This window comes from Bacillus sp. RZ2MS9, from assembly GCF_001816185.2.
Lineage (GTDB): Bacteria > Bacillota > Bacilli > Bacillales > Bacillaceae_G > Bacillus_A > Bacillus_A cereus.
Window position 1 is genome coordinate 3,383,040 of the sequence record NZ_CP049978.1, and the last position, 20,914, is coordinate 3,403,953.

The window sequence follows — 20,914 nt, forward strand, 5'->3', positions numbered from 1 at the left end:
ATCAATACCGATTTTTTATAATTATTTTCCTTCTATTAAATCATTCGCCATTTTCCTAAATTCTTGATTAAATGCATCATTCATACCATTTTGGACGTTAGAAAATAATATGACAAACGTTCGTTTATCCCAGTTAAAATTATTAAAAGTGTTCCAGCCAGCTAATACACCGTGGTTATGATAATAATCTGGGTAAATATAGAAACTAAATCCATATTTTCTTGCAGGTGATGCAGAAAACATATCTGATACACTTTGTTTAGAAAGTAGTTTACCATCCATAATAGCTTCATCTAACTTTTTCATATCTTCAACAGTCGTATACATTTCACCACAACCATACAGCCAGTTCATTTTTAAGCGAGGTGTGGCTATTAACTTATTATCTTTTTTCGTATACCCTTCTGCTAAGAAAATATCTTCTGGGAGTGTTGCGCCCATTCCAGATTCATGCATTTCAACAGGATTCAAAATATTTTCTTTCACATATTCAGCAAGTGGTTTATTTGATATTTTTTCTACAATATATGCAAGCACCATATAATTATAATCTGTATATTTCCATCCTGTCCCTGCTGGAAATTGTAACGTTTGTGCCCCAATCCACGTTACTAATTTTAACCGTGATGCTGCGTCAACACTACCTTGTCCCTGTTCTGGTAATCCAGACGTATGTGTTAACAAGTTTCGTAACGTAATGTTTTTATCTGCTGGAAACGATGGGATATATTTATTTACATTGTCTTCAATGTTCAACTTCCCTTTTTCTTTTAGTTGCATAATAGATATTGCAACAACTGTTTTCGTAATAGAGCCAATGCGATATTTCGTTCTTGGCGTTGTTAGTACTTGATCTTTCACATTCGCATAACCGTAGCCTTTTCGTAAAATGACATGACCTTTACTTGCTACAAGAACACTCCCATTAAATCCTTTATCTTTTAAGTACTGATCTAGTTTTCCAGCTGCAATTTCATAACGCTTTTTCTCATTCGCATCAATTTCCTGCTTAACATCTTTTTGCTTACTATTTACATTAGAAAATGCCTTTGCATCATATTTTTTTCCTTTATTTGCATGTATTAGTGTAACAACACTTCCACAAAAAACAGCAAAAATAAAGAAAATGATTAACCATTTCTTTAACATACTAGGAGCCCTCTTTTATCTAGTTTCACTTAACGTACATCCATTCTATTTTATATCTTTTAATTATCAAGTATATTATAATATTATTTAATATTCACTCTGTTAAAACTAGATTCCTTTTTCTCACTTTCAATTTTGACTACTCTCTATTGTATTTCTTTCTTGCAAAATTTCCAACATACAATCGGATGCATTACAATATAATTTCAAATTCTTTTGTAACATTTGTTACATACTAAAAAGAATGGAGATGTAATATGAAAAACACCGATAAACGCAATCGTTTAGATGATAAGATGTTTCATTATCGGATAACAAAAAATAACATGTTATTAATTGAATATTACGGAAAACAGATTATAGCATTAAAAGGAAATGATGCTGAAAAATTTTTAAATAAAATAAATCATGCAAATAACAATAAAGAAAAACAGCTAATTATGGCTAAAATTACAGGTAATTTCAAAAGAGGTAATGAACGAAATTGAAAACGAATCTCATTTACATTTTGATTATACAACAAATAAAAAAAGAAATGTCGCTCATTCAACATTTCTTTAGACTTTCTTCATAAAAAATTTACATTGCTAACATTCCTTCATTTTCTATACTTCCTATATAAGCTAACCGCTGAAATAGTTAGTAATACAACTATGCATAACCACGCATACGTATATCCCTTCTTATCTACAATATAACCAAATAAAGCAGGCGCAGCAATAATAGCAATTTGATTTAATGTAAGTGCAAAACTCACTGTCATCCCTACCGATTCTTCACTTGCTGATTCCGCAACTTCAGTTATAAAAAGACTAAACCATCCAATTGAAAAGAACCCTAACAATGCACTTACACCATACAATACATTCGTTATTGTATGTATGCTCATTACTAATATTAGAATGAAGAAAATAGAAATACAAACAGTTATAAATAAGAGGGTACGCCGATTTCCCTTATAAAACAAATCACTAGTAGCTGCTAATATAACCCTACCAACCATTCCAGAAAAGAACATAACGGAAAATACTTTTCCAGCTAAAATTGGCGTGATTGATTGTTCCAATACTAAAAATTTTATAAAGTGTGCAACTAACACCATTTGCAATGAAATCATACAAATGCCAGTTATATAAATTGCATACAATTCTTTTTTACACATCACTTCTTTTAACTGCATCCAAAAAGAAAGTTTACTACGTTCTTGTTTAACTTTCTCTTGAATATATGGTTCCTTATAAAATATAAAAAATAAAAACCCTCCAATTATACAAATACATGCAATGCTATTTACCGCATAGGCCATATTATATTTTATTGTAAGAAACGGGATCAATACTCCCGCTAATGTACCACCAATCGGTATACCGGCTTGTCTAATCCCCATCGCTAACCCGCGATTTTCTTTTGAGAACCACTTCATTATCACCTTACTTCCTCCTGGCTGCGAAACACTATAAAACGTTCCTACTAATAAAAGTACAAAGAGTAACCCATTAAATCCATTGACCATATTAGTCAGTAAAAACGAACTTCCTAGTAAAAATGAACTTATCGAAATTAACAACTTTTCATTGTATTGATCAAGTAGCCGCCCGACAAAAAGCATACAAAATAGCGGTCCTATATTTACAACACTTACTAACAATCCAATCTCCGTATTCGTAAGTGCATATTCTTCTTTCCAAAATAAAGCAAACGCTCCAACACCATACGTTATAAGTGTCGCTGTTGTTTGAGCAACCGTCGCAAAAATTAACATAACCCACTTATAAGTACTATTCACCCTTTCTTCCATTAACACAATAATCCCTCCATCCCCTTCCATTGTATGAAAGTTCTGATATCATATAAAATAAAGATTTATCATGTAATCCATCAAAAAAAATGATACCTTTTCTGGAGGGATGATACTTGGATATAAAAGATTTAACTGTATTTTACGAAGTTGCGAAAGAAAAAAACATATCTCATGCAGCTAAAAATTTAAACTATGTACAGTCTGGCGTAACAATGCGTATGAAACAACTAGAAAACGAATTAGGTGTGCCTTTATTTTATCGAAACGGAAAAGGTGTAACTTTAACTTCTAACGGTGAGATTTTATTAACATACGCCAAACAAATTATCCACTTAATGGATCAATCTGTTAAAGCAGTTCAAAGTAATGGGATCGAACCAAGAGGCACTTTAAAAATTGGATGTACAGAATCTACAACCGCTGTAAGACTTCCATCTATATTAATGGCCTATTATGAGGAATACCCAAAAGTCGAATTGATTTTAGAATCAAATACGACGGAACAATTGATTAGACTTGTATTAGAACGAAAACTAGACGGGGCGTTTATCGCTGGAACCACTCAGCATGCTGAACTTCATACAAATATATTTCATGAAGAAGAATTAGTTCTCATTAGCAAAAAGCCTTTATCTTCCTTTAAAGACATAGGAGACATGAATTTACTTGCATTTAGTCACGGGTGCTATTATAGAAATTTATTAGAAGATTGGCTTCAAGAAGAAGGAATTTCACCTAAACGAGTATTAGAGTTTGGAACAATTGAAGCGATACTCGCATGTGTAAAATCAGGTATAGGCGTAGCAATTATGATGAAGTCTATTTTAAATGGTCATAAACATGACATATCATTCAATCCTTTGCCAAATAGCTTCAAAAAAGTTCCTACTACTTTTATTACTAGAAAAGATATATATCACTCTGCTGCATTACAAAAATTTATGGAGATGACTCTCAATGCGTGAAAAGAAAATACGTGGTATGAAACGAAAAACAAACACTATGATAAAGCGAATTGAGGAACATACAAAAACATTCCCTTCTACTTTCTATAACGATGAATATTGGAATATGCTATTGCCAGTTTCGCAAGCTTTTATCGATTCTTGTAAAACGCCTAGAAAAGTAAAACGATTATGTATTCAAACCTTATTAAATCAAGCAAATCATTTAATAAATATGAAACCGAGCGATACACATACATATCGAGTTGTTGTTTTGATTTCTATAAATAATTTGTGGGATTCGCAAATCATTATATTTAAAAATGAGGACTACTTTCATAATTTCTTTAATAGAGATAGTGAATTTCAAAAATGGATTCTTCTTTCAAATGAAATTGATTTTTGGGAGACATGGGAAATTTCAGTTTGTCATTCCTTCAAAACGCTTCACTTTCAAGAAATTATTTATGATGCAGATGAATGCTATGAAAAAGAGATTACGTTTATCGGGGAGTTAAATTAAAAAGGGTATACCTAAAACACTGGTATACCCTTTTCCACTTATTTTTCCTTTAATACACTATGTAATCGATCCGGATAATTTGTAAACATTCCTGTAGCACCCCATTTGATTAACAGTCTCATATCGGGTTTCTCATTAATTGTATAAGGGTGAATTAACAGTCCATTTTTCCTAGCCATTTTCATATATGACTCATCAATAATTAGTTCTCCGTTATCATTACGTAAGTTTGGTCCAATACCAGCTGCATACTTTTTAATTTCTTGAAAATCATCATTTGTTACACTTTTCGGTTCATGTGTAATACCAGACCATTCAACAATTTCATTGTTTTCATTTGGATAATACCAAAGCAATTGAACTAACGGAATATTTTCATTCATACTATGAATCTTTTTCAAACTATCTTTACTAAATGATTGAATCATAACACGGCTAGAAGACATGTTTTGGCCTACTAAATTATATTTTTGTAACAACGCCAACAATTTCTCTTCCATTCCTGGATACACATCTGGTGATTTTGTTTCAATATAATACTTCATACTTCTTCCATACTTTTGGAAGATTTCTTCAAGAGTTGGAACCTTTTGCCCAACATACTCTTGCTTAGCCTTTTCTGGATACGCTTTATTAAACCATGATCCAGCATCTAAACTCTTTATTTCGCTTAACGTTTTATCTCGTACTTCGCCTGTTCCATTTGTAGTGCGATCAACTGCTGTATCATGCATTGCAATTAATTGGCCATCCTTTGTTAATTGAATATCTAACTCTAAATAATCCGCTTTCATTTTTTTCACTAGATCATAAGAAGCAAAAGTATGCTCAGGTGCATGTCCACTTGCTCCGCGATGTGCAATATTTAAAAACTTATTCGTATTCCATTCATGCTTTCCTTCTGCTTTCGCATGAACAGCTCCCCCAGCAAAGATGCTTCCTGTCATAAAGAAAATAACTAAAACGCTAATAATCTTTCTCATCCTTCAAACCCTTCCTACGTTGCAAATTTCAACAAGCTAATGAGATTTACACGAAATAGAAGACACACTTTCATTATTTTTATAAACCTATATTAAAATTCCAATCTTACAAATGTTTTCTATATTATTAATATAGAAAACTAGTATTATCCTATTTAATTTCTATAGCCCTCCTTTTCACATGTAACTCCCTATTTTGTACGGTTCATTCAATAAAAAAAGCCATAAATTATTTAGAATACACTCCTGTATCCCTAAATAAATTTATGGCTTTTCTCAAATATCTCCGGCCTCTATTAACTTGTCGAATTTAATCATATCAAACCTATTGAAATTTGTGAATATTTTTTTCAGTACAGTGAAGTACATAAAACAATATTTCTGTAGTTACTTAAAAATCACATAATAAATTTCTCATTACCTCTTCCAATACTATATCTGGATTTACTACCGTTTTTTCCGAACGCCATCCGATAAAGCCATCTGGTCTAATTAATACAGCACCTCCATTCTCTATACCATATAATTTGCTAAAAATATCTTCTGGAACAATAAAGTCTCCACTTAAGCCAACACGATACCCTTTTAGATGTATTCCTAATTTAGCTGAAACAGCATGTGCTGCCTCAGCCCAAGAACTATTTTCTACTCCTGTAAGTAATACAAAACTGTTACCGAATAAGTCTAATGTAGAAACTTTCTTCCCCTCATACGTTCCCCATAAATGTGGCGCTCGCGTTCCAGGTCTTCCGTTCAACTCTATGCTATCCATTCTATGCGGAGTGACTGAATCATCTATAATCGCCTCTGAACAATACTGATATCCAACTGTAACAGCTAAACCATCCATATTATTCAAACTGCCTTCCTCTCTATTCGCAGCACGAAACAGTAAACTACTTGCATAAGCTGTCGTTAATTTTGCAACAGAGTGTCTCTCCTCATGATATGTTTCTAACAATTTTGGTTTTGCCTTCCCTTTTATAACAGCCGCTAATTTCCAAGCTAGATTGTGCGCATCTTGTATTCCTGTATTTGAACCAAATCCTCCTGTTGGCGGCATAATATGTGCAGAATCGCCAACTAAAAAGGTTCGATTTCCTTGAAATTTCACCGCTGTACTTTCAGCGGCTTCCCACGGTAAAACACTTAATATTTTTGATTCAACATTTGTACTTCCAATTGCTATTTGAATAATTTGTTTACAACGTTCTATAGTGAAGTCCTCTAGCCCCTCTCCTTTTAATGGATCGTAGGCTACATGATAAATCCATTTTTTTACGTTATCAACCGGGATAAGTGCACCAAGAACCTCCGGATGAAGTACCATCGAAAAACCGAATGCATCTCCTTGTATAAACTCACTTAAATCAGCTTCAAAATAAATATTCATATAATAGCCACCAATGGTTCCACGACCCTCAGTTTTAATCCCTAACTGCTCACGTATTTTACTTTTCGCTCCATCCGCTGCAATTACATAGTCACAATGTATGACACTTTCTTTTTCTGTTTCACGATTTCGAATCGTTGCTTTTACCCCGTTTTCATTTTGTTCAAATGAAACTAATTCATGATAAAAAGATAGTTGCTCGCCTAATGTTTTCGCTTCTTGTAACATCATCTCTTCTAAAATAATTTGATAACACGCAGTTTGTTTTGATGGACTAATCTTTTCTATTTTTTGAAGTAACTCTTCATCGTTTCCGTATTGCGTCGCTCTCATTTGTTCCAATTCTTCTTTATTCGCCTCAGCTATTGTATGAACCGCTATTCTTCCTCTGCAGTTCTCTAATGCTTTACCTGCCAATTTAATTCTTTTTTCCAAGCCTAATTCTCGAAATAACTCCATTGTACGTAAAGTAAGACCGCCTGCTTTCGGATGAATGGCAGTAGACGGATGCCTTTCAATAAGTAAGTACTCAATATTATGTTTTGCAAGAAATAACGCAGACGCTAACCCAGATAATCCCCCTCCAACAATTAAAACTGGTACATAATTCGATTTCATATATTTACCCTCCACATCATTGTTCTGAGCTCAGTGACATAAATATAATCAAAAAAAACATTAAAATATAGACTTATATTTCATTTTGAATTATCATATAAATAGATTACGCCCCAAAATTCCTTTTACCTTTTCATACATCTATAATCCACCTGAATTGTGTCTGTATGAAAGTGTAAAACAAAAGAATGTACTTTACGTTGAACCATGTTCTATCGTAAAAATCAAAAATAATACAAACATTATAAGCGGTCGTAACCTTATGGATTATACAAGGTTACGACCGCTTATTTTATTGTTACATCATTTTTTGTTTTTAAAACTTCATCTATTGTGTTATGTAATCCTTCCAATCCCTTTTCTATCTCCCTATAATTTTCAACAATAAAAAATTCATTCGTCTCGATTTTCTTTCTCAATATTGCACCTCATGCAACAATCATGTAGCATTACCGTATCGAAGTAATGGTTCATCATCTTAAACCTTTCGACTAATTTTTTGGAGGTAAAGTGATTGAAATGAATAAACAAGAACAATTAAATGTTATAAAAAAAGATTTTATTGATTCTCAAAAAGTATTATTGGCAATTGGCGATGAAACACGTCAAGCTATTTTGTTAGTTCTCATGGAAACGGAATGTCAAACCGGATTACGTGTAGGAGAAATTACGAAACAAACACACCTTTCTCGGCCAGCGGTATCACATCACCTAAGGATTTTACGAGAAGCCGGTATTATTTTAATGCGAAAAGAAGGTACAAAAAACTTTTATTATATTGATATACGTACAAAATTAGGTGTATTAAAAAATCTTGTGTTAGATATTGAGAAACTATTGCACAACTTTTATTAAAATTTGGAGGTATAAGAAATGAAAGCAATGATAATTGATAAGTACGGAAAAGTTCCAATGCGCATGGCAGAGGTACCTACTCCTGAAATAAATCAACATGAAGTGCTCGCAGAAATTCATGCAGCTAGTATTAACCCAATTGACTTTAAAATACGTGATGGAAAAGTAAAGATGTTACTGAAATATGAAATGCCTCTAATCCTTGGTAATGACTTTTCCGGTGTCATCGTGAAGGTTGGATCGCAAGTAACTCGTTTTAAAGTCGGCGATGCAATATATGCACGTCCAAGAAAAAATAAGATCGGTACTTTCGCGGAATATATAGCCATTCATGAAGATGATATAGCTTTAAAACCAAAAAATTTAAGTTTTGAGGAAGCGGCGTCGATTCCACTCGTTGGCTTAACATCCTATCAAGCACTACATGATATTATGCATTTACAAAAAGGACAAAAAATATTAATTCACGCTGGGTCTGGTGGTGTTGGTACTTTCGCAATTCAGTTAGCAAAAATAATGGGCGCTACCGTTACAACAACTGCTAGTGAAGCTGGTTCCGATTTAGTAAAGTCTCTTGGCGCAGATCAAATTATTAATTACAAAACAGAAAAATTTGAAGAAATACTCAAAAATTATGATGCAGTATTTGATACAATCGGCGGAACAACACTTGAAAAATCATTCAATATTATAAAAAGCGGAGGAAACATTGTTTCCGTTTCAGGTATGCCGAATGCTCGCTTCGGTAAAGAATTTGGTTCAGGCTTCTTTAAAACTCTCTTATTTTCATTAGCCAGCAAAAAACTTACTGCACTTGAAAAAAAGCATAATGCTCAATATTCATTTTTATTTATGAAGCCAAGTGGGGATCAATTACGTACTATTGCAAACTATATTGAAGCTGGACAAATCAAACCTGTAATCGATCGAGTTTTTCCTTTTGAAGATGCGCAAAAAGCAATGGAATATTCAGAGTCTGGAAGAGCAAAAGGAAAAATAATTGTAAAAATTAAATAATAATAAAACCTCCATTTTCTTAAAATGGAGGTTTTAAATTTGCTGTTAAATAGACATAGTGCAATGAAGTCCTTACAATAGATTGCAAGGGGAAATATTATATTATACTTTTAGTTAACTTTACAAAGAATACATACGTACAAATACATAACTTAAAATACAAAAAGGAGGAGATACAATGACTAAAAATAATGAAACAGGTTGGAATTTAGATAATAGTTATACGACTTTACCACAATCATTTTATACAGAAATCCCCCCTACTCCCGTAAGTTCACCGGAGTTAGTTAAACTAAACCATTCATTAGCGATATCTCTTGGCTTGACCCCTGAAGAACTGAAAAAGGAAGCTGAAATTGCTATTTTCGCTGGTAATGCACTCCCAGAAGGAGCTCATCCATTAGCTCAAGCATATGCTGGCCATCAATTCGGACATTTTAATATGTTAGGCGACGGTCGTGCTCTTTTAATTGGCGAACAAATTACTCCTTCAGGTAAGCGTTTCGATATTCAACTGAAAGGTTCTGGCCCTACTCCCTATTCACGCCGAGGAGATGGTCGTGCTGCACTCGGTCCGATGCTACGTGAATATATTATTAGCGAAGCAATGTATGCACTCGATATTCCAACTACCCGCAGTTTAGCAGTTGTCACAACCGGTGAACCAACATATCGTGAAACAAAGTTACCTGGAGCAATTTTAACTAGAGTAGCTAGTAGCCATATACGCGTCGGTACATTTCAATATGCTGCAGCTCGTGGTTCAATAGAGGACCTGAAATCACTAGCTGACTATACGATAAAAAGGCATTACCCAGAAATTGAATCCCATGAAAACCGATATACTGCATTACTACAAGCAGTCATTAAAAGACAAGCTAGTCTTATCGCAAAATGGCAACTTGTTGGATTTATTCACGGTGTAATGAACACTGACAATATAACGATCAGTGGCGAAACAATTGATTACGGTCCTTGTGCATTTATGGACAATTACGACCAAGGAACCGTATTTAGCTCTATTGACACACAAGGTCGTTATGCATATGGAAATCAACCATATATGGCCGCATGGGATCTCGCACGACTAGCAGAATCTTTAATACCGATTCTGCACGAAGATGATGAAGAAGCACTAAAAATCGCTCAAGACGAAATTTCGAAATTTAGCGTACAGTATGAAAACCATTGGTTCCTTGGAATGAAAAAGAAATTAGGACTATTTAGTACCGAAGAACAAGATCAACCACTTATTGAGCAACTTTTAAAAATGATGGAGAAATATAAAGCGGATTATACAAATACATTCCGTTCATTAACTCTTGATGCTATTGAAAATACAGCTCTATTTGAAAGTCCTGAATATAAAGATTGGTACAAACTGTGGCAATCTCGATTAAAAAGACAAGAACAATCGAAAGAAAACGCCTACGAAATGATGAAAAATAATAACCCATCCATCATCCCGAGGAACCATCGTGTAGAAGAAGCACTAGAAGCAGCTGTTACAAATGGAGACTTTAGCGTAATGGAGAAACTTCTTGAAGCTTTATCAAACCCTTATGCGTATTCGACAGATCAAGAAGAATACTGCATTCCGCCTGCACCGACGAATCGCCCTTATCGTACTTTTTGTGGGACTTGATTGTTTAATATGTAAAAAGGTGCGTTCATATAAATTGTGTGAACGCACCCTTTTTATATCCCCCCACTCAACTAAAACTTTAAAATGCACATCCCCCGATGCCATTTCTTTAATCCAAAACAAATTCTACATTATTCCAATAGACTTACTCGTAAGCTTGTTAAACAAATATTGAGAAATATAAAACATCATTTCTAAATATTTTTATTTTTGATACTATATTTTATAAGAATATTCAAAAAGTGAGGGGATTTCATGAACGTTCAACTACAAGGTAATGAACAAATTACAAAATTATTTAATGACTGGTATTTAGCGATGTTAAAACAAGATGTGTCCCAAGCGACAAACTTAAAGCATGAAATTGAGGAAAAGGAACTAAACTTTGAAGAAGATGAAAATTTATCATTATATCATTCCTTACTAGAGTTTCGACATAAAGTTTTGACAGATAGTTTAAGTATTTCAAAAGATAGCTTTGATAAAATAGATTCTTACGTAATCTCATCCAATCATCCACTGTCTTACTACTATCACTTCTTTAAAGGCATTTATGCAACTTTAACCACAGACTATAACTTAGCTAGCGAACATTATGAACAGGCTAAGTTATTATTAGTAAATAACACTGATAATCTAGAGCATGCTGAATTTTATTATCGAATGGCGATTTTCCATTATCACTTTTACCAACCAATTGAATCTATTGAATATGCAACTAAGGCTAAAGAGATTTTCGATAAACAAACTGGCTTTGAAGTTAAAGTTGGATTATGTAAAAATACATTAGGTGCCTCATTTGTATATTTAAAACAATATGAACAAGCAGAAGAGCAATATAATTCAGCAATACACCTTTTACAGAAATCTGATGAAAAAGAATTAATTTTAAGTGTACGTAATAATTTGGGTTGGTTGTATGCCAGTCAAAACCTCTCCACACTCGCAATCCGTCACCTATCAGAAGTGACCGAAAAGAAACCAACACATTTCAAGGCTCTCTTCTTGCAAGCAAGAGAACACTCTAAACTAGATGAAACAAGTATCGCTGAAGGATTAATCCAAAAAGGGTTAAAAATTTGTACGGAATTAAATAATGAAGAATATATATATCATTTTAAAATTCTAAACGAACTAAATAATAATGTTGGTTCTGAAGAATTAGAAACAATTATCCTTAAAGGAATTACGTTTTTCGACAAAGAATTATTATATAACTACACTCAAGAATACTCAGAAAAATTAGCTGTTAAATTTTATAGTGAAAATAACCACATTAAGGCAAGTGAATATTTTCATAAAGCGTTACAAGCAAAAGAAAAAACGTTTGAGAAAGGGGCATTGAAATGATTAAAAAAATTAGCTCTGTTTTTTTAGGACTATCTGTTTTCGGTATTTTGGCTACTGGCATTCATAGTTCATTTACATACCAAGCGGGTCATGCTGATCTTCCTGCACCCCAAAGACCTGACCTTGTTCAATCCGTTGACGTAAGTAAAGACTACAACTCAACAACAACTGAAAAAGCACTTTAAAAAACGGAAGACCTTCAATTAAGAAGGTCTTTTTAAATACGCTTATTTAGAATATTTCCCTTTCATGTAGGCTTTATTTTCTCATCAACTCCGCAATCCTCTTACTCTCCTCACTACCAACTTTCTCAAGTTTCTCCACAACTAAATTCTGTCTCTCTACAGAATGATTTTGACTTAACTTCGCTTTTCCTTCTATTTTATTTATCTTTATTTTGAATCCAACTATTCCCTTACTTAATCCTCCCATATAATTCGGATCTACATCATTAAGTGAGTAGGTGCTCTCTGGATCTTCATATTTATTTACTAAATCTTGAAGAGAATCTACTAATGTCTTCTCATCTTCAACAATTTCTAATTCACCATATACATGCACTGCAACGTAATTCCATGTTGGTACTGCATTGTTTGTTTCATACCATGACGGAGAGATGTAACTATGTGGTCCTTGAAATATAGCTAGTACTTGCTGAGTCCCAATATCTTTCCACTGTTCATTCGGCCGTGCGAAGTGACCATGTAAAGTAAGAGTTTCCCTATTTAGCAACAACGGCAAGTGCGTTGCATATGGTTCTCCGTTATGTTGAGAAAATAATGTCGCAAAGCTATTTTGTTCCATTATTTCGTACTTCATCTCTTCATCTTGTATTGCGAAATATTTTGGTATGTACATAAGCTCCCTCTTTTCCGCTCTTTTCTATTTTGTTTCCTATTATATTTAGTAACCGCATCAATCAACAGGGCCAGTTTGTATTTGTTTTATAATGGCAGCTTTCTATTTCAAAACAATAGGCAGCATGTATTCCATGCTGCTTTAGTTTATTTTTTCTAATATATTTGTAATAAATACGGTCTTACCCTCAATATAACTAGATCGATTTTTCGACTCTCTTGCTAACTCTTCCTTCAAGTTTCCATACTCATTAGCTACTTCAGTATGTTCACGAAGGTAATCTCGAAACACTATATGCCTTCTCAACTCTTCACTATTTTTATCACACACATATAAATGATGTTCCATCCAAACTGTATTTCTCTCGTTCCATGGAACGAACGTATCCTTTCTTCCAAACGCCTCTCTTCCTTTAAAGCTCCATTCTAACTGATGATAGTACCCTATCTTCTCAAGTTTTTTTACTACCTCATGAAAAATTTCGTACTCTTCTATTACAATATCAATATCTAGTATTGGTTTTGATGCAAGCCCTTTAACAGATGTACTCCCAACATGTTCAATAGATACAATGCTGTCTTCCATTACATTGTTAATAAGAGTGTATATTTTATTAAATTCACTTTCCCATTTGACATTATATTCTTCGATAGCAATTCTCTGCTTCAACGTACCCCTCTTCTCAAAACAAATTATAACCGTTGAATATGAGTATCCTTAAAATCCGTCTCATATTTCAATCCATATCCAAACATTCGATCCATTCCAATATGTGCTGTCCATATTAAGCCAATCATTATAACGATATCCATCTTAAAATAGACACCTATTAGAACAATTAATATGGATATGATATATGTGTGACATACATTATATATTTTCGCACCAACGTGATTATTAATCCCATATGCTAACATTGATAGATCCGGCGCTAAAAGGAATACAAAAAATATAATCCAACTAAACTCATATATCGAATACATATAAATCGTGGCTAAAAATACAACCATTCCTTCAAAATGTACAATACGTTTTTGCATTATTTATCATTCCTATTTTTCTATATTTATTGATACATTTTCATCGCTGAAAGTATTCTTTTTATTTTTTGACCAGATGGTTGCTAATATTGGCCCTGCAATGTTATGCCATACTGCCGCTAATACACTTGGGAGTGCAGCAACCGGTCCAAAATGCAAAATACTTTCCAGCTATATTACTTTCATCCACTCAGCCCCTATCTTTTAATTGAAACACCTTTTTCGGATTCAAAATATTTTGCGGATCAAGAACTTTCTTTATTTTCTCCATTACAAATAATGCCGCCCCATGTTCTTCTTCTTGATACTTTCGTTTCCCGATTCCAACGCCATGTTCTCCTGTACACGTTCCTCCTCGTTTAAGAGCATACTGAACGATACTTTCATTTATTTCGTCTGCCTTCTTCACTTCCTCCTTATCATTTGTGTCAATCATTAAGAGTACATGGAAATTCCCATCCCCAACATGACCGAGAATACCGCCAATAAGCCCTACTTTATGTAATACCTCTTTCGCATGTTGAATCGCTCCAGCTAATTCCGAAATTGGTACACATACGTCTGTACTCATTAGCTTTTTACCAGGATAACTATGCACGTAAGAGTACGCTAAGTTATGTCTTGCATCCCACAGCTTATTTCTCGCTGCTGTTTCCGTCTCAAACGCAATTTCTATACATTTATGATCAAGAACGATTTCTTTCGTAAATTCAATATCTTGCTTTAACCCTGCTTCATTGCCGTGAAACTCTAAAAACAGTGTCGGTTCTTCTCTGTAACTTGTTTCATTGTAATAATTTACTTGTTTCATAGATAATTCATCAACAAGTTCAATTCTCGCGATTGGAATACCTGCTTGTAATATGTTAATTACAGCTTCTACTGCATCATTTATAGTTGGAAACGATGCCCTCGCAGCCATAACATGTTCTGGTATACCGTATACTTTTAAAGTTAACTCCGTGAAACATCCAAGTGTTCCTTCTGAGCCTACGAAAATACCATTTAAATGATAACCTGATGATGACTTCGCTGCTAAATTCCCGGTATGTATTACTCCTCCATCAGCAAGAACGACTTCTAAATCTCGAACTTGATCACGCATTACCCCATACTTTACCGCTGTCGTTCCGCTCGCATTTGTAGCAGCCATTCCTCCTAACGTTGCATCAGCTCCTGGGTCTACACTAAAAAATAATCCATACTTTTTCAATTCTTTATTAAGCTGAGAGCGCGTCACCCCTGGCTGTACTCTCACAAGAAAATCCTTTTCTCTTATTTCAAGTATTTTGTTCATAAGAGAAAAGTCCATTGTAATTCCTTTTTCGTAAGGAATTACATGTCCCTCTAGACTGGACCCTACTCCAAATGGAACGACAGCTGTTCCGTGCTGAATCGCTATTTTCATTATCGCGCTAACTTCTTCGGTCGTTTTTGGAAAAACAACTACATCAGGTAAACTACTACTATGGTAAGATTCATCTTTACTATGTAACTCTCGTACTGTCATATTTATTACTACTCGATCTTCAGGAAGTATGCCTTTTAATTCATTTACTACATGTTCAATTGTTATTTCCATAATCAACTCTCCTTTTTAATTTTAAAACAAGTATACCATCTTTATACAAAATAATTAGAAAAATAAGATTATTAAACCTGAACATACAAAAAAGAACCTGCAGCACACGCTACAAGTTCTTTTTCACTACATTTTAAACGATTTCTTTATTAACAACATAAACCAAATTAAAGTAACTGCCATCAACGAATGAGAAAATCCTACAATATAAGTTAACCCTTTAAAGTCAGCTCCATTTAACTGAAGAAGCCCTCTCGCTACTAGCGAACCTAACATTAATGTTAATGCAATATTATGTAAAACAAACCACTTATTAAACCCTTGCACTTCATGAAACGCGAATACTTTTGCTAATCCTAAAGCAATTAAAAAGAAGAAAAAGCCAAGTACAAGTGTATGCGTATGCAAAAGATTTAACAAAGTAGACCCTAAAATCCCTTTATACTTACCATACTCCCTAGCGAAAATCCCTGATAATAAACCGATAATCAAATACGTAAACGATGCATTATATAATTTCTTCATTATGTACCTCCTTGAGTAGAATGTATAGTGTGTCATATTTAGTAATAATGATAGTTATATAGTAAAAACTCCTAGTCACCTAGGAGTCATTGTATAAGCATCTCACTCTTTACAATTAATCCTAATTATAAGATATCTCTCTATACAAAACAAACGAACTTTATGTGAACAAACACCCCCATTAAAATATGTTGCACTTTTGTTTTACACAATCCATACTAATTGTTATAACTTTTTAAAGGTGGTGTAATTATTGATAGTTCTTGAAACTGAACGTCTTAATCTTCGCTGGTTTGATATAAAAGACGCTCCTTTTATTCTTGAGTTAGTAAACGATCCTGCATGGATTCAGTTTATCGGTGACAAAGGAGTTAGTAACTTAGAAGATGCAAAAAATTATATTGTAAACGGTCCCATCGATATGTATAACAAACTTGGATTCGGCCTTTACTTAGTAGAACGAAAAAAAGATCTCACTCCACTTGGTATGTGTGGCCTTATTAAAAGAGATTCATTAGAAGACGTTGATATCGGGTTTGCCTTTTTAGAGACATTCCGTTCAAAAGGATATGGCTACGAGTCAGCTTCTGCGATAATCGAATACGGTGTACAAAAGCTCGGCATGAAACGAATTGTAGCAATTACTTCTGTAGATAACATCGCCTCAGGAAAGCTTTTAGAAAAAGTAGGATTACGATTTGAGAAAATCATTTCAGATTCAGGAGAAGATTTAAAATTATTTTGGTATAACGCATAGTAAAGAAGGTCGCCGTGAATGGTGACCTTCTTTACTATTTTACTGATCTCGTCATAATACTTTTAGTTCCATTTATAGTTTTGCAGTAATTCTTGTGATTACTACTATGCCTTTCATATCACATTTTTTGGAAATTCATAGAAATAAAACTTTCACATTTAAATAAATTATATTAATATATCAAATAAAGGAAGTGAGAATAAATGGAACAACCGCTATTTTTATTAGTTCTTCAATTCATTGCATTCATATTAATCATTTGTATCGTATATGGAATGTTGTACAATACCGTATTAAATTTAAATATGCCTAAATGGACTGCACATATAGTAGCTACGGTCTTTTCCCTTGGTATTACCTATCAAGCTTTTATAAATTTTATTTGAAAAACTTTTGTAGCAATTACTTCTATTGTTGATGCAGTAAAGCTTTTAGAAAAAACAGGATTGCAATTTGAGAGGGTTATTTCAAGATCAGAAAACGTAACCATTTTTTATACAGTCTTTCCAGCGCAAAATAGTGAAGAAGTTAGTTCCGCTGAAAGTGTGTTTGCATAAAAAGAAATGAATTTAATTGATGCTACAAAAATTTTATTTTAATTCTGGTTCTATTGTTTGGAATCGTTCTAGGGTACCATTTGTGTGGACTTTAAAAATTTTCATTTGCGCACCAAAATGTTGCGTTAAGTAAAATGTATCACCAGTTATTAAATTTCCAATCTTCCAATCAGGTTGATATGTACTTTCCATGGAACTTTCTAAATCCCCAATCATTATTAAATTGATATATAATGAAGATGAACTACTCAACATTTTCGTTAAAGATAGTCTATCAACCTCTAACTACCTAATGAACTCAAGTAAACACATCTTCAGTCATTTTAAGAGGTACAAAAGGCACCCTTTCGGGTGATTTTTGTATAAAAATTCTATTTTTTTATATTCGATACCAACCACGAACCTTTTTAAAATAATAGTATCATTATGTCTCCTTTTTAGAGATTATTTTTAATTACCTTTAATTTTTTGCACCAGAACCGGAAAATCCCTGACTACTCGAAAGATCAACTATCAAGTGCTAATATTCAATAACGCGTACTGAAAATGATTAAACATTTTTATAAACCCGTGGAACATTTAAGAAATCAATTTTTCTCTTATCGAAATTTAATTAGCTTACAGTAATACAGTGGTCATATATTTTTAAGAATAACGGAAGAATATATAGAAATTGCTACAGAAATGTGAAGTTTAATTAATTTAGGAGGAACAAACTTGTTTAATCAGCTTGTAAAAGTTATACCGAATTTATTTACGATTGGAAATTTATTGTGCGGTGTTTTCTCAATCACCTTGAATATGAGTGAATATTTAGGAGCAGCCTCCATTCTCATTTTCTTTTCAGCTGTTTTAGATTTTCTTGATGGAAGAATTGCAAGAAAATTAAAAGTGAACAGTGAGTTTGGCGTAGAATTGGATTCCTTAGCTGATATTGTTAGTTTCGGCGTCGCTCCTGCGCTTTTATTTCATACGATAGCAACACCTTCTATTTTAACTTCTTTGGCATTTATCCTATTCCCAACAATGGGTGCTTTAAGATTAGCTAAATTTAGTATTAAACCAACTATTGGATATTTTAAGGGATTACCTATTCCAGCTGCAGGATTATCATTGGCTGGTATGGCATTGTTTTCATATAGTAATGCATGGATTACTTTAATCCTCGCCCTCTTAATGGTAAGTCCCATTAGGTTTAAAAAATTTTAATGAAGGTCACGCCCAACGCCATTAAGGAGCATTTTAAATGGATTTAACGCGTCAATAAGTATAAAAAAGCAGGACAATAATATTAAATTAGGTGCCCTTCGAAAAATTAAAACCTTGTATTTATGGCTATTGGGTTAATCCATCGATATGTTATTCTGAAACGTCAGTCCACTTTTAACAGGAGCTCCCTTTATCAAGAGAGCTCCTGTTCTTATTTCTTCTTCTTTTCTGTCGGTTGGCTTTGTTTAGCAAAATTAGATGAATCATCAAAATTCGGTTGCTTTTTACCAGCATTATTACTTCTACCTTTTCCCATATGTAATGCACCTCCCCTCCCCCTTACTATTCCCAATAAAAAAATTCTCTTGCATCCAAGAGAATTTTAAATTGGGTTCTTATTGATAATACCTAAGTACTTCCAACACTGCCATTCCATAAAAGATGGATCCAATGTTAAATTATTTAATGCTAAAACAAATATTACATTTTCATATTTAACTGGATAATCAATTAATAATCCTAATGTATTTCCTGAATCTGCGACAATTATGATTCCCTTTTCTAACACGTCATCTATAACTTCTTTTAATTATTCTTACCTAGCATATAATATTTTCCTACACATTGAGATTGCATGTTGTATAAGGAAGCCCTTCTTCTTTCCATGCAAGAAATCCTCCCTTTAAATTCACTACTTCCTTTATACCAGCTCTTTGTAAAATACTAGCTGCTATAGCGGAACGTAATCCGGTTCGACATTGCAAAACTATTGGAAAATCTTTCGGTATATAATCTAGTTGTTCAAATAGATTACCTAAAGTGATATGTATTGCATCATGAAGGTGTCCTTCCTCCCACTCTTTTTTACTACGCACATCGATAACCTTAACGCTTCCACCTTTTATATGCGGATATAATTCAATCGATGTTTTTTCTTTGTAACTTTCAAATCTATCAAGTCTTTGTATTACTTTTAAGGGTGCAAAAGCAATAATATTATCTAACCCAATAGATTCAAATTCTCTAATAACTGCCTCTACTTTAACTTTTTCCTCATCTAGAATTATTAAAGTTTCTTTTTTATAATCTAATAACCATCCACACCAAGTTGTGAAAGAATTGTTATAAGGTATGTTAATTGACTTCTCGATATGACCTGCAGCAAAACTCTCTACATCCCTTATATCAACTATTTGATAAACGCTCTTCAAAATTTCTTGAAGTTCTTCTACTGTATTAATAGCAGTACTTTTTCTCTTCTTACGAATTGGCGGACCATACTTATTTAAATTCTTCATTAATGAAAAATACTTTGGAGGCTCTGGCTGTCCCGTCAATAAAGTCGATATAAAATCACTTTCTTCATTACACCGAAATGCCCAATTGAACATCTTTTCATAACCTAATGTAGAAGTTGGAATTGCTCCTAATGCTTTTCCACATGCGCTTCCCGCACCATGTGATGGCCATATTTGCAAATAATCAGGAAGTATTTTTATTTTTTGTATAGAATCAAATAATTGTTTCGCTCCTATTTTTGCAGTATCTTTAATACCGACTGCAGTTTCTAATAAATCCGGTCTTCCTATATCTCCTACAAATATAAAATCACCTGTGAATATTCCTATCGGTTTATCATTCGTATAATTATTTTGACTTGTATCAGTTACTAAAAAAGAAATACTTTCAGGCGTATGCCCTGGGGTGTGAATTACATTAAATTTTATATGACCTACTTTAAACTCTGTGCCCTCTCTAACCAATTTGTATCGACCTTCGTTAAGATATTGATATTTCCAATCACAATCTCCTTCATCAGATACATATAAATTTGCATGGTAAAGATTAGAAAGTTCTCTAGACCCAGAAAGAAAATCAGCATGAATATGAGTCTCAGCCGCAGCAATTACTTCCATCCCCTCTTTCTTGGCAAATTCTATATATTGTTCTATATAGCGACTAGGATCAATAACGATTGCTACGCCTTCTTTCTGACAACCGACTAAATAGGAAGCATGTGCTAATTTTTCATCATAAAAATATTTTAAAAGCATAGCTATTCCCTCCAATTAGTTATTTCAAATTAATTTTCAATTTTTGTAACCACT

23 protein-coding genes and 1 pseudogene are annotated in these 20,914 nt (G+C 33.4%); 11 read left to right on the forward strand and 13 right to left on the reverse strand.

Annotated features, from left to right (window positions below; genetic code table 11):
* Positions 1 to 21: 21 nt before the first annotated feature.
* Positions 22 to 1,149 carry a serine hydrolase domain-containing protein gene (locus tag BHV55_RS17280; protein WP_000915165.1) on the reverse strand — a complete coding sequence of 376 codons (1,128 nt, stop codon included), beginning with the start codon at positions 1,147 to 1,149 and terminating at the stop codon, positions 22 to 24.
* 257 nt (positions 1,150 to 1,406) lie between these two features.
* Between BHV55_RS17280 and BHV55_RS17285 the strand changes: the two genes are divergently transcribed.
* On the forward strand, positions 1,407 to 1,637 hold the full coding sequence (locus tag BHV55_RS17285; protein WP_048568293.1) for a hypothetical protein: 231 nt from the start codon (positions 1,407 to 1,409) through the stop codon (positions 1,635 to 1,637).
* Between the two features lie 110 nt (positions 1,638 to 1,747).
* Here BHV55_RS17285 and BHV55_RS17290 read toward each other — a convergent pair whose 3' ends face one another.
* Complete coding sequence (locus BHV55_RS17290) at positions 1,748 to 2,977, reverse strand: MFS transporter (RefSeq protein WP_002000388.1); 1,230 nt, start codon at positions 2,975 to 2,977, stop codon at positions 1,748 to 1,750.
* A gap of 86 nt (positions 2,978 to 3,063) precedes the next feature.
* On the opposite strand from BHV55_RS17290, the gene BHV55_RS17295 reads away from it, so the two are divergent.
* The gene (locus tag BHV55_RS17295) at positions 3,064 to 3,915 is read left to right on the forward strand and encodes a LysR family transcriptional regulator (RefSeq protein ID WP_070756855.1); all 852 of its coding nucleotides are present in this window, start codon (positions 3,064 to 3,066) and stop codon (positions 3,913 to 3,915) included.
* Positions 3,908 to 4,417: a DUF3916 domain-containing protein gene (locus BHV55_RS17300; protein WP_048568295.1), complete on the forward strand. Its 510-nt coding sequence runs from the start codon at positions 3,908 to 3,910 to the stop codon at positions 4,415 to 4,417. Before BHV55_RS17295 ends, BHV55_RS17300 begins: the two co-directional genes overlap by 8 nt.
* Before the next feature lie 38 nt (positions 4,418 to 4,455).
* On the opposite strand, the gene BHV55_RS17305 is transcribed toward BHV55_RS17300, so the two are convergent.
* From BHV55_RS17305 to BHV55_RS27685, 3 genes are all read right to left on the reverse strand, one after another.
* A complete protein-coding gene (locus tag BHV55_RS17305) occupies positions 4,456 to 5,400 on the reverse strand; it encodes a glycerophosphodiester phosphodiesterase (RefSeq protein WP_001226340.1) in 945 nt (314 codons plus the stop codon).
* Between the two features lie 391 nt (positions 5,401 to 5,791).
* Complete coding sequence (locus BHV55_RS17310) at positions 5,792 to 7,411, reverse strand: FAD-dependent oxidoreductase (protein WP_000841674.1); 1,620 nt, start codon at positions 7,409 to 7,411, stop codon at positions 5,792 to 5,794.
* A 287-nt stretch (positions 7,412 to 7,698) separates the two neighbouring features.
* Entirely contained in the window at positions 7,699 to 7,830 is a 132-nt protein-coding gene (locus tag BHV55_RS27685; RefSeq protein WP_001227549.1) for a hypothetical protein, read from the reverse strand.
* A gap of 91 nt (positions 7,831 to 7,921) precedes the next feature.
* On the opposite strand from BHV55_RS27685, the gene BHV55_RS17315 reads away from it, so the two are divergent.
* The 5 genes from BHV55_RS17315 (at position 7,922) to BHV55_RS17335 (ending at position 12,463) form a co-directional block, all read left to right on the forward strand.
* Positions 7,922 to 8,266: an ArsR/SmtB family transcription factor gene (locus tag BHV55_RS17315; RefSeq protein ID WP_000571880.1), complete on the forward strand. Its 345-nt coding sequence runs from the start codon at positions 7,922 to 7,924 to the stop codon at positions 8,264 to 8,266.
* An 18-nt stretch (positions 8,267 to 8,284) separates the two neighbouring features.
* Complete coding sequence (locus tag BHV55_RS17320) at positions 8,285 to 9,283, forward strand: NADP-dependent oxidoreductase (protein WP_070756856.1); 999 nt, start codon at positions 8,285 to 8,287, stop codon at positions 9,281 to 9,283.
* A gap of 178 nt (positions 9,284 to 9,461) precedes the next feature.
* Positions 9,462 to 10,928 carry a protein adenylyltransferase SelO gene (locus tag BHV55_RS17325; protein WP_070756857.1) on the forward strand — a complete coding sequence of 489 codons (1,467 nt, stop codon included), beginning with the start codon at positions 9,462 to 9,464 and terminating at the stop codon, positions 10,926 to 10,928.
* Between the two features lie 255 nt (positions 10,929 to 11,183).
* Positions 11,184 to 12,278 carry a response regulator aspartate phosphatase gene (locus BHV55_RS17330; protein WP_070756858.1) on the forward strand — a complete coding sequence of 365 codons (1,095 nt, stop codon included), beginning with the start codon at positions 11,184 to 11,186 and terminating at the stop codon, positions 12,276 to 12,278.
* Positions 12,275 to 12,463 (forward strand): Phr family secreted Rap phosphatase inhibitor, encoded by a 189-nt coding sequence (locus tag BHV55_RS17335; protein ID WP_000592016.1) that lies wholly within the window; start codon positions 12,275 to 12,277, stop codon positions 12,461 to 12,463. Before BHV55_RS17330 ends, BHV55_RS17335 begins: the two co-directional genes overlap by 4 nt.
* A gap of 73 nt (positions 12,464 to 12,536) precedes the next feature.
* Here the strand turns inward: BHV55_RS17335 and BHV55_RS17340 are convergent, their stop codons facing one another.
* The 6 genes and pseudogenes from BHV55_RS17340 to BHV55_RS17365 all read right to left on the reverse strand — a co-directional run bounded on the left by BHV55_RS17340 (position 12,537) and on the right by BHV55_RS17365 (position 16,283).
* On the reverse strand, positions 12,537 to 13,136 hold the full coding sequence (locus tag BHV55_RS17340) for an FMN-binding negative transcriptional regulator (protein WP_000275795.1): 600 nt from the start codon (positions 13,134 to 13,136) through the stop codon (positions 12,537 to 12,539).
* Between the two features lie 141 nt (positions 13,137 to 13,277).
* Entirely contained in the window at positions 13,278 to 13,805 is a 528-nt protein-coding gene (locus tag BHV55_RS17345) for a GrpB family protein (RefSeq protein WP_000813523.1), read from the reverse strand.
* A gap of 23 nt (positions 13,806 to 13,828) precedes the next feature.
* The gene (locus BHV55_RS17350; protein ID WP_001172065.1) at positions 13,829 to 14,176 is read right to left on the reverse strand and encodes a DUF4260 domain-containing protein; all 348 of its coding nucleotides are present in this window, start codon (positions 14,174 to 14,176) and stop codon (positions 13,829 to 13,831) included.
* A 12-nt stretch (positions 14,177 to 14,188) separates the two neighbouring features.
* Positions 14,189 to 14,332, reverse strand: a pseudogene (locus BHV55_RS17355) (bile acid:sodium symporter family protein); the annotation flags it as partial.
* A 34-nt stretch (positions 14,333 to 14,366) separates the two neighbouring features.
* The gene (locus BHV55_RS17360; protein WP_000406571.1) at positions 14,367 to 15,758 is read right to left on the reverse strand and encodes an FAD-binding oxidoreductase; all 1,392 of its coding nucleotides are present in this window, start codon (positions 15,756 to 15,758) and stop codon (positions 14,367 to 14,369) included.
* Between the two features lie 126 nt (positions 15,759 to 15,884).
* The gene (locus BHV55_RS17365) at positions 15,885 to 16,283 is read right to left on the reverse strand and encodes a DUF2871 family protein (RefSeq protein WP_070756859.1); all 399 of its coding nucleotides are present in this window, start codon (positions 16,281 to 16,283) and stop codon (positions 15,885 to 15,887) included.
* Positions 16,284 to 16,536: 253 nt separating this feature from the next.
* Between BHV55_RS17365 and BHV55_RS17370 the strand changes: the two genes are divergently transcribed.
* A complete protein-coding gene (locus BHV55_RS17370) occupies positions 16,537 to 17,040 on the forward strand; it encodes a GNAT family N-acetyltransferase (RefSeq protein ID WP_070756860.1) in 504 nt (167 codons plus the stop codon).
* A gap of 203 nt (positions 17,041 to 17,243) precedes the next feature.
* Positions 17,244 to 17,426 carry a hypothetical protein gene (locus BHV55_RS17375; protein ID WP_000437513.1) on the forward strand — a complete coding sequence of 61 codons (183 nt, stop codon included), beginning with the start codon at positions 17,244 to 17,246 and terminating at the stop codon, positions 17,424 to 17,426.
* A 204-nt stretch (positions 17,427 to 17,630) separates the two neighbouring features.
* On the opposite strand, the gene BHV55_RS17380 is transcribed toward BHV55_RS17375, so the two are convergent.
* Positions 17,631 to 17,813: a DUF5065 family protein gene (locus tag BHV55_RS17380; protein ID WP_002000399.1), complete on the reverse strand. Its 183-nt coding sequence runs from the start codon at positions 17,811 to 17,813 to the stop codon at positions 17,631 to 17,633.
* Between the two features lie 501 nt (positions 17,814 to 18,314).
* Here BHV55_RS17380 and pssA point away from each other — a divergent pair.
* Positions 18,315 to 18,806 (forward strand): CDP-diacylglycerol--serine O-phosphatidyltransferase, encoded by a 492-nt coding sequence (gene pssA / locus BHV55_RS17385; protein ID WP_000483080.1) that lies wholly within the window; start codon positions 18,315 to 18,317, stop codon positions 18,804 to 18,806.
* Between the two features lie 617 nt (positions 18,807 to 19,423).
* Here pssA and BHV55_RS17390 read toward each other — a convergent pair.
* Positions 19,424 to 20,860 (reverse strand): MBL fold metallo-hydrolase, encoded by a 1,437-nt coding sequence (locus BHV55_RS17390; RefSeq protein ID WP_000925322.1) that lies wholly within the window; start codon positions 20,858 to 20,860, stop codon positions 19,424 to 19,426.
* Between the last annotated feature and the right edge of the window lie 54 nt (positions 20,861 to 20,914).

Excerpts from the sequence above, each read along its gene's own strand:
- BHV55_RS17375 (WP_000437513.1), top strand. The coding sequence starts at position 17,244 with ATGGAACAACCGCTATTTTTATTAGTTCTTCAATTCATTGCATTCATA.
- BHV55_RS17310 (WP_000841674.1), bottom strand. The coding sequence starts at position 7,411 with ATGAAATCGAATTATGTACCAGTTTTAATTGTTGGAGGGGGATTATCT.
- BHV55_RS17280 (WP_000915165.1), bottom strand. The coding sequence starts at position 1,149 with ATGTTAAAGAAATGGTTAATCATTTTCTTTATTTTTGCTGTTTTTTGT.
- BHV55_RS17365 (WP_070756859.1), bottom strand. The coding sequence starts at position 16,283 with ATGAAGAAATTATATAATGCATCGTTTACGTATTTGATTATCGGTTTA.
- BHV55_RS17390 (WP_000925322.1), bottom strand. The coding sequence starts at position 20,860 with ATGCTTTTAAAATATTTTTATGATGAAAAATTAGCACATGCTTCCTAT.
- BHV55_RS17335 (WP_000592016.1), top strand. The coding sequence starts at position 12,275 with ATGATTAAAAAAATTAGCTCTGTTTTTTTAGGACTATCTGTTTTCGGT.
- BHV55_RS17290 (WP_002000388.1), bottom strand. The coding sequence starts at position 2,977 with ATGGAAGGGGATGGAGGGATTATTGTGTTAATGGAAGAAAGGGTGAAT.
- BHV55_RS17360 (WP_000406571.1), bottom strand. The coding sequence starts at position 15,758 with ATGGAAATAACAATTGAACATGTAGTAAATGAATTAAAAGGCATACTT.
- BHV55_RS17380 (WP_002000399.1), bottom strand. The coding sequence starts at position 17,813 with ATGATTGGGGATTTAGAAAGTTCCATGGAAAGTACATATCAACCTGAT.
- BHV55_RS17305 (WP_001226340.1), bottom strand. The coding sequence starts at position 5,400 with ATGAGAAAGATTATTAGCGTTTTAGTTATTTTCTTTATGACAGGAAGC.
- BHV55_RS17330 (WP_070756858.1), top strand. The coding sequence starts at position 11,184 with ATGAACGTTCAACTACAAGGTAATGAACAAATTACAAAATTATTTAAT.
- BHV55_RS17320 (WP_070756856.1), top strand. The coding sequence starts at position 8,285 with ATGAAAGCAATGATAATTGATAAGTACGGAAAAGTTCCAATGCGCATG.
- BHV55_RS17300 (WP_048568295.1), top strand. The coding sequence starts at position 3,908 with ATGCGTGAAAAGAAAATACGTGGTATGAAACGAAAAACAAACACTATG.
- BHV55_RS17340 (WP_000275795.1), bottom strand. The coding sequence starts at position 13,136 with ATGTACATACCAAAATATTTCGCAATACAAGATGAAGAGATGAAGTAC.
- BHV55_RS17350 (WP_001172065.1), bottom strand. The coding sequence starts at position 14,176 with ATGCAAAAACGTATTGTACATTTTGAAGGAATGGTTGTATTTTTAGCC.
- BHV55_RS17325 (WP_070756857.1), top strand. The coding sequence starts at position 9,462 with ATGACTAAAAATAATGAAACAGGTTGGAATTTAGATAATAGTTATACG.
- BHV55_RS17285 (WP_048568293.1), top strand. The coding sequence starts at position 1,407 with ATGAAAAACACCGATAAACGCAATCGTTTAGATGATAAGATGTTTCAT.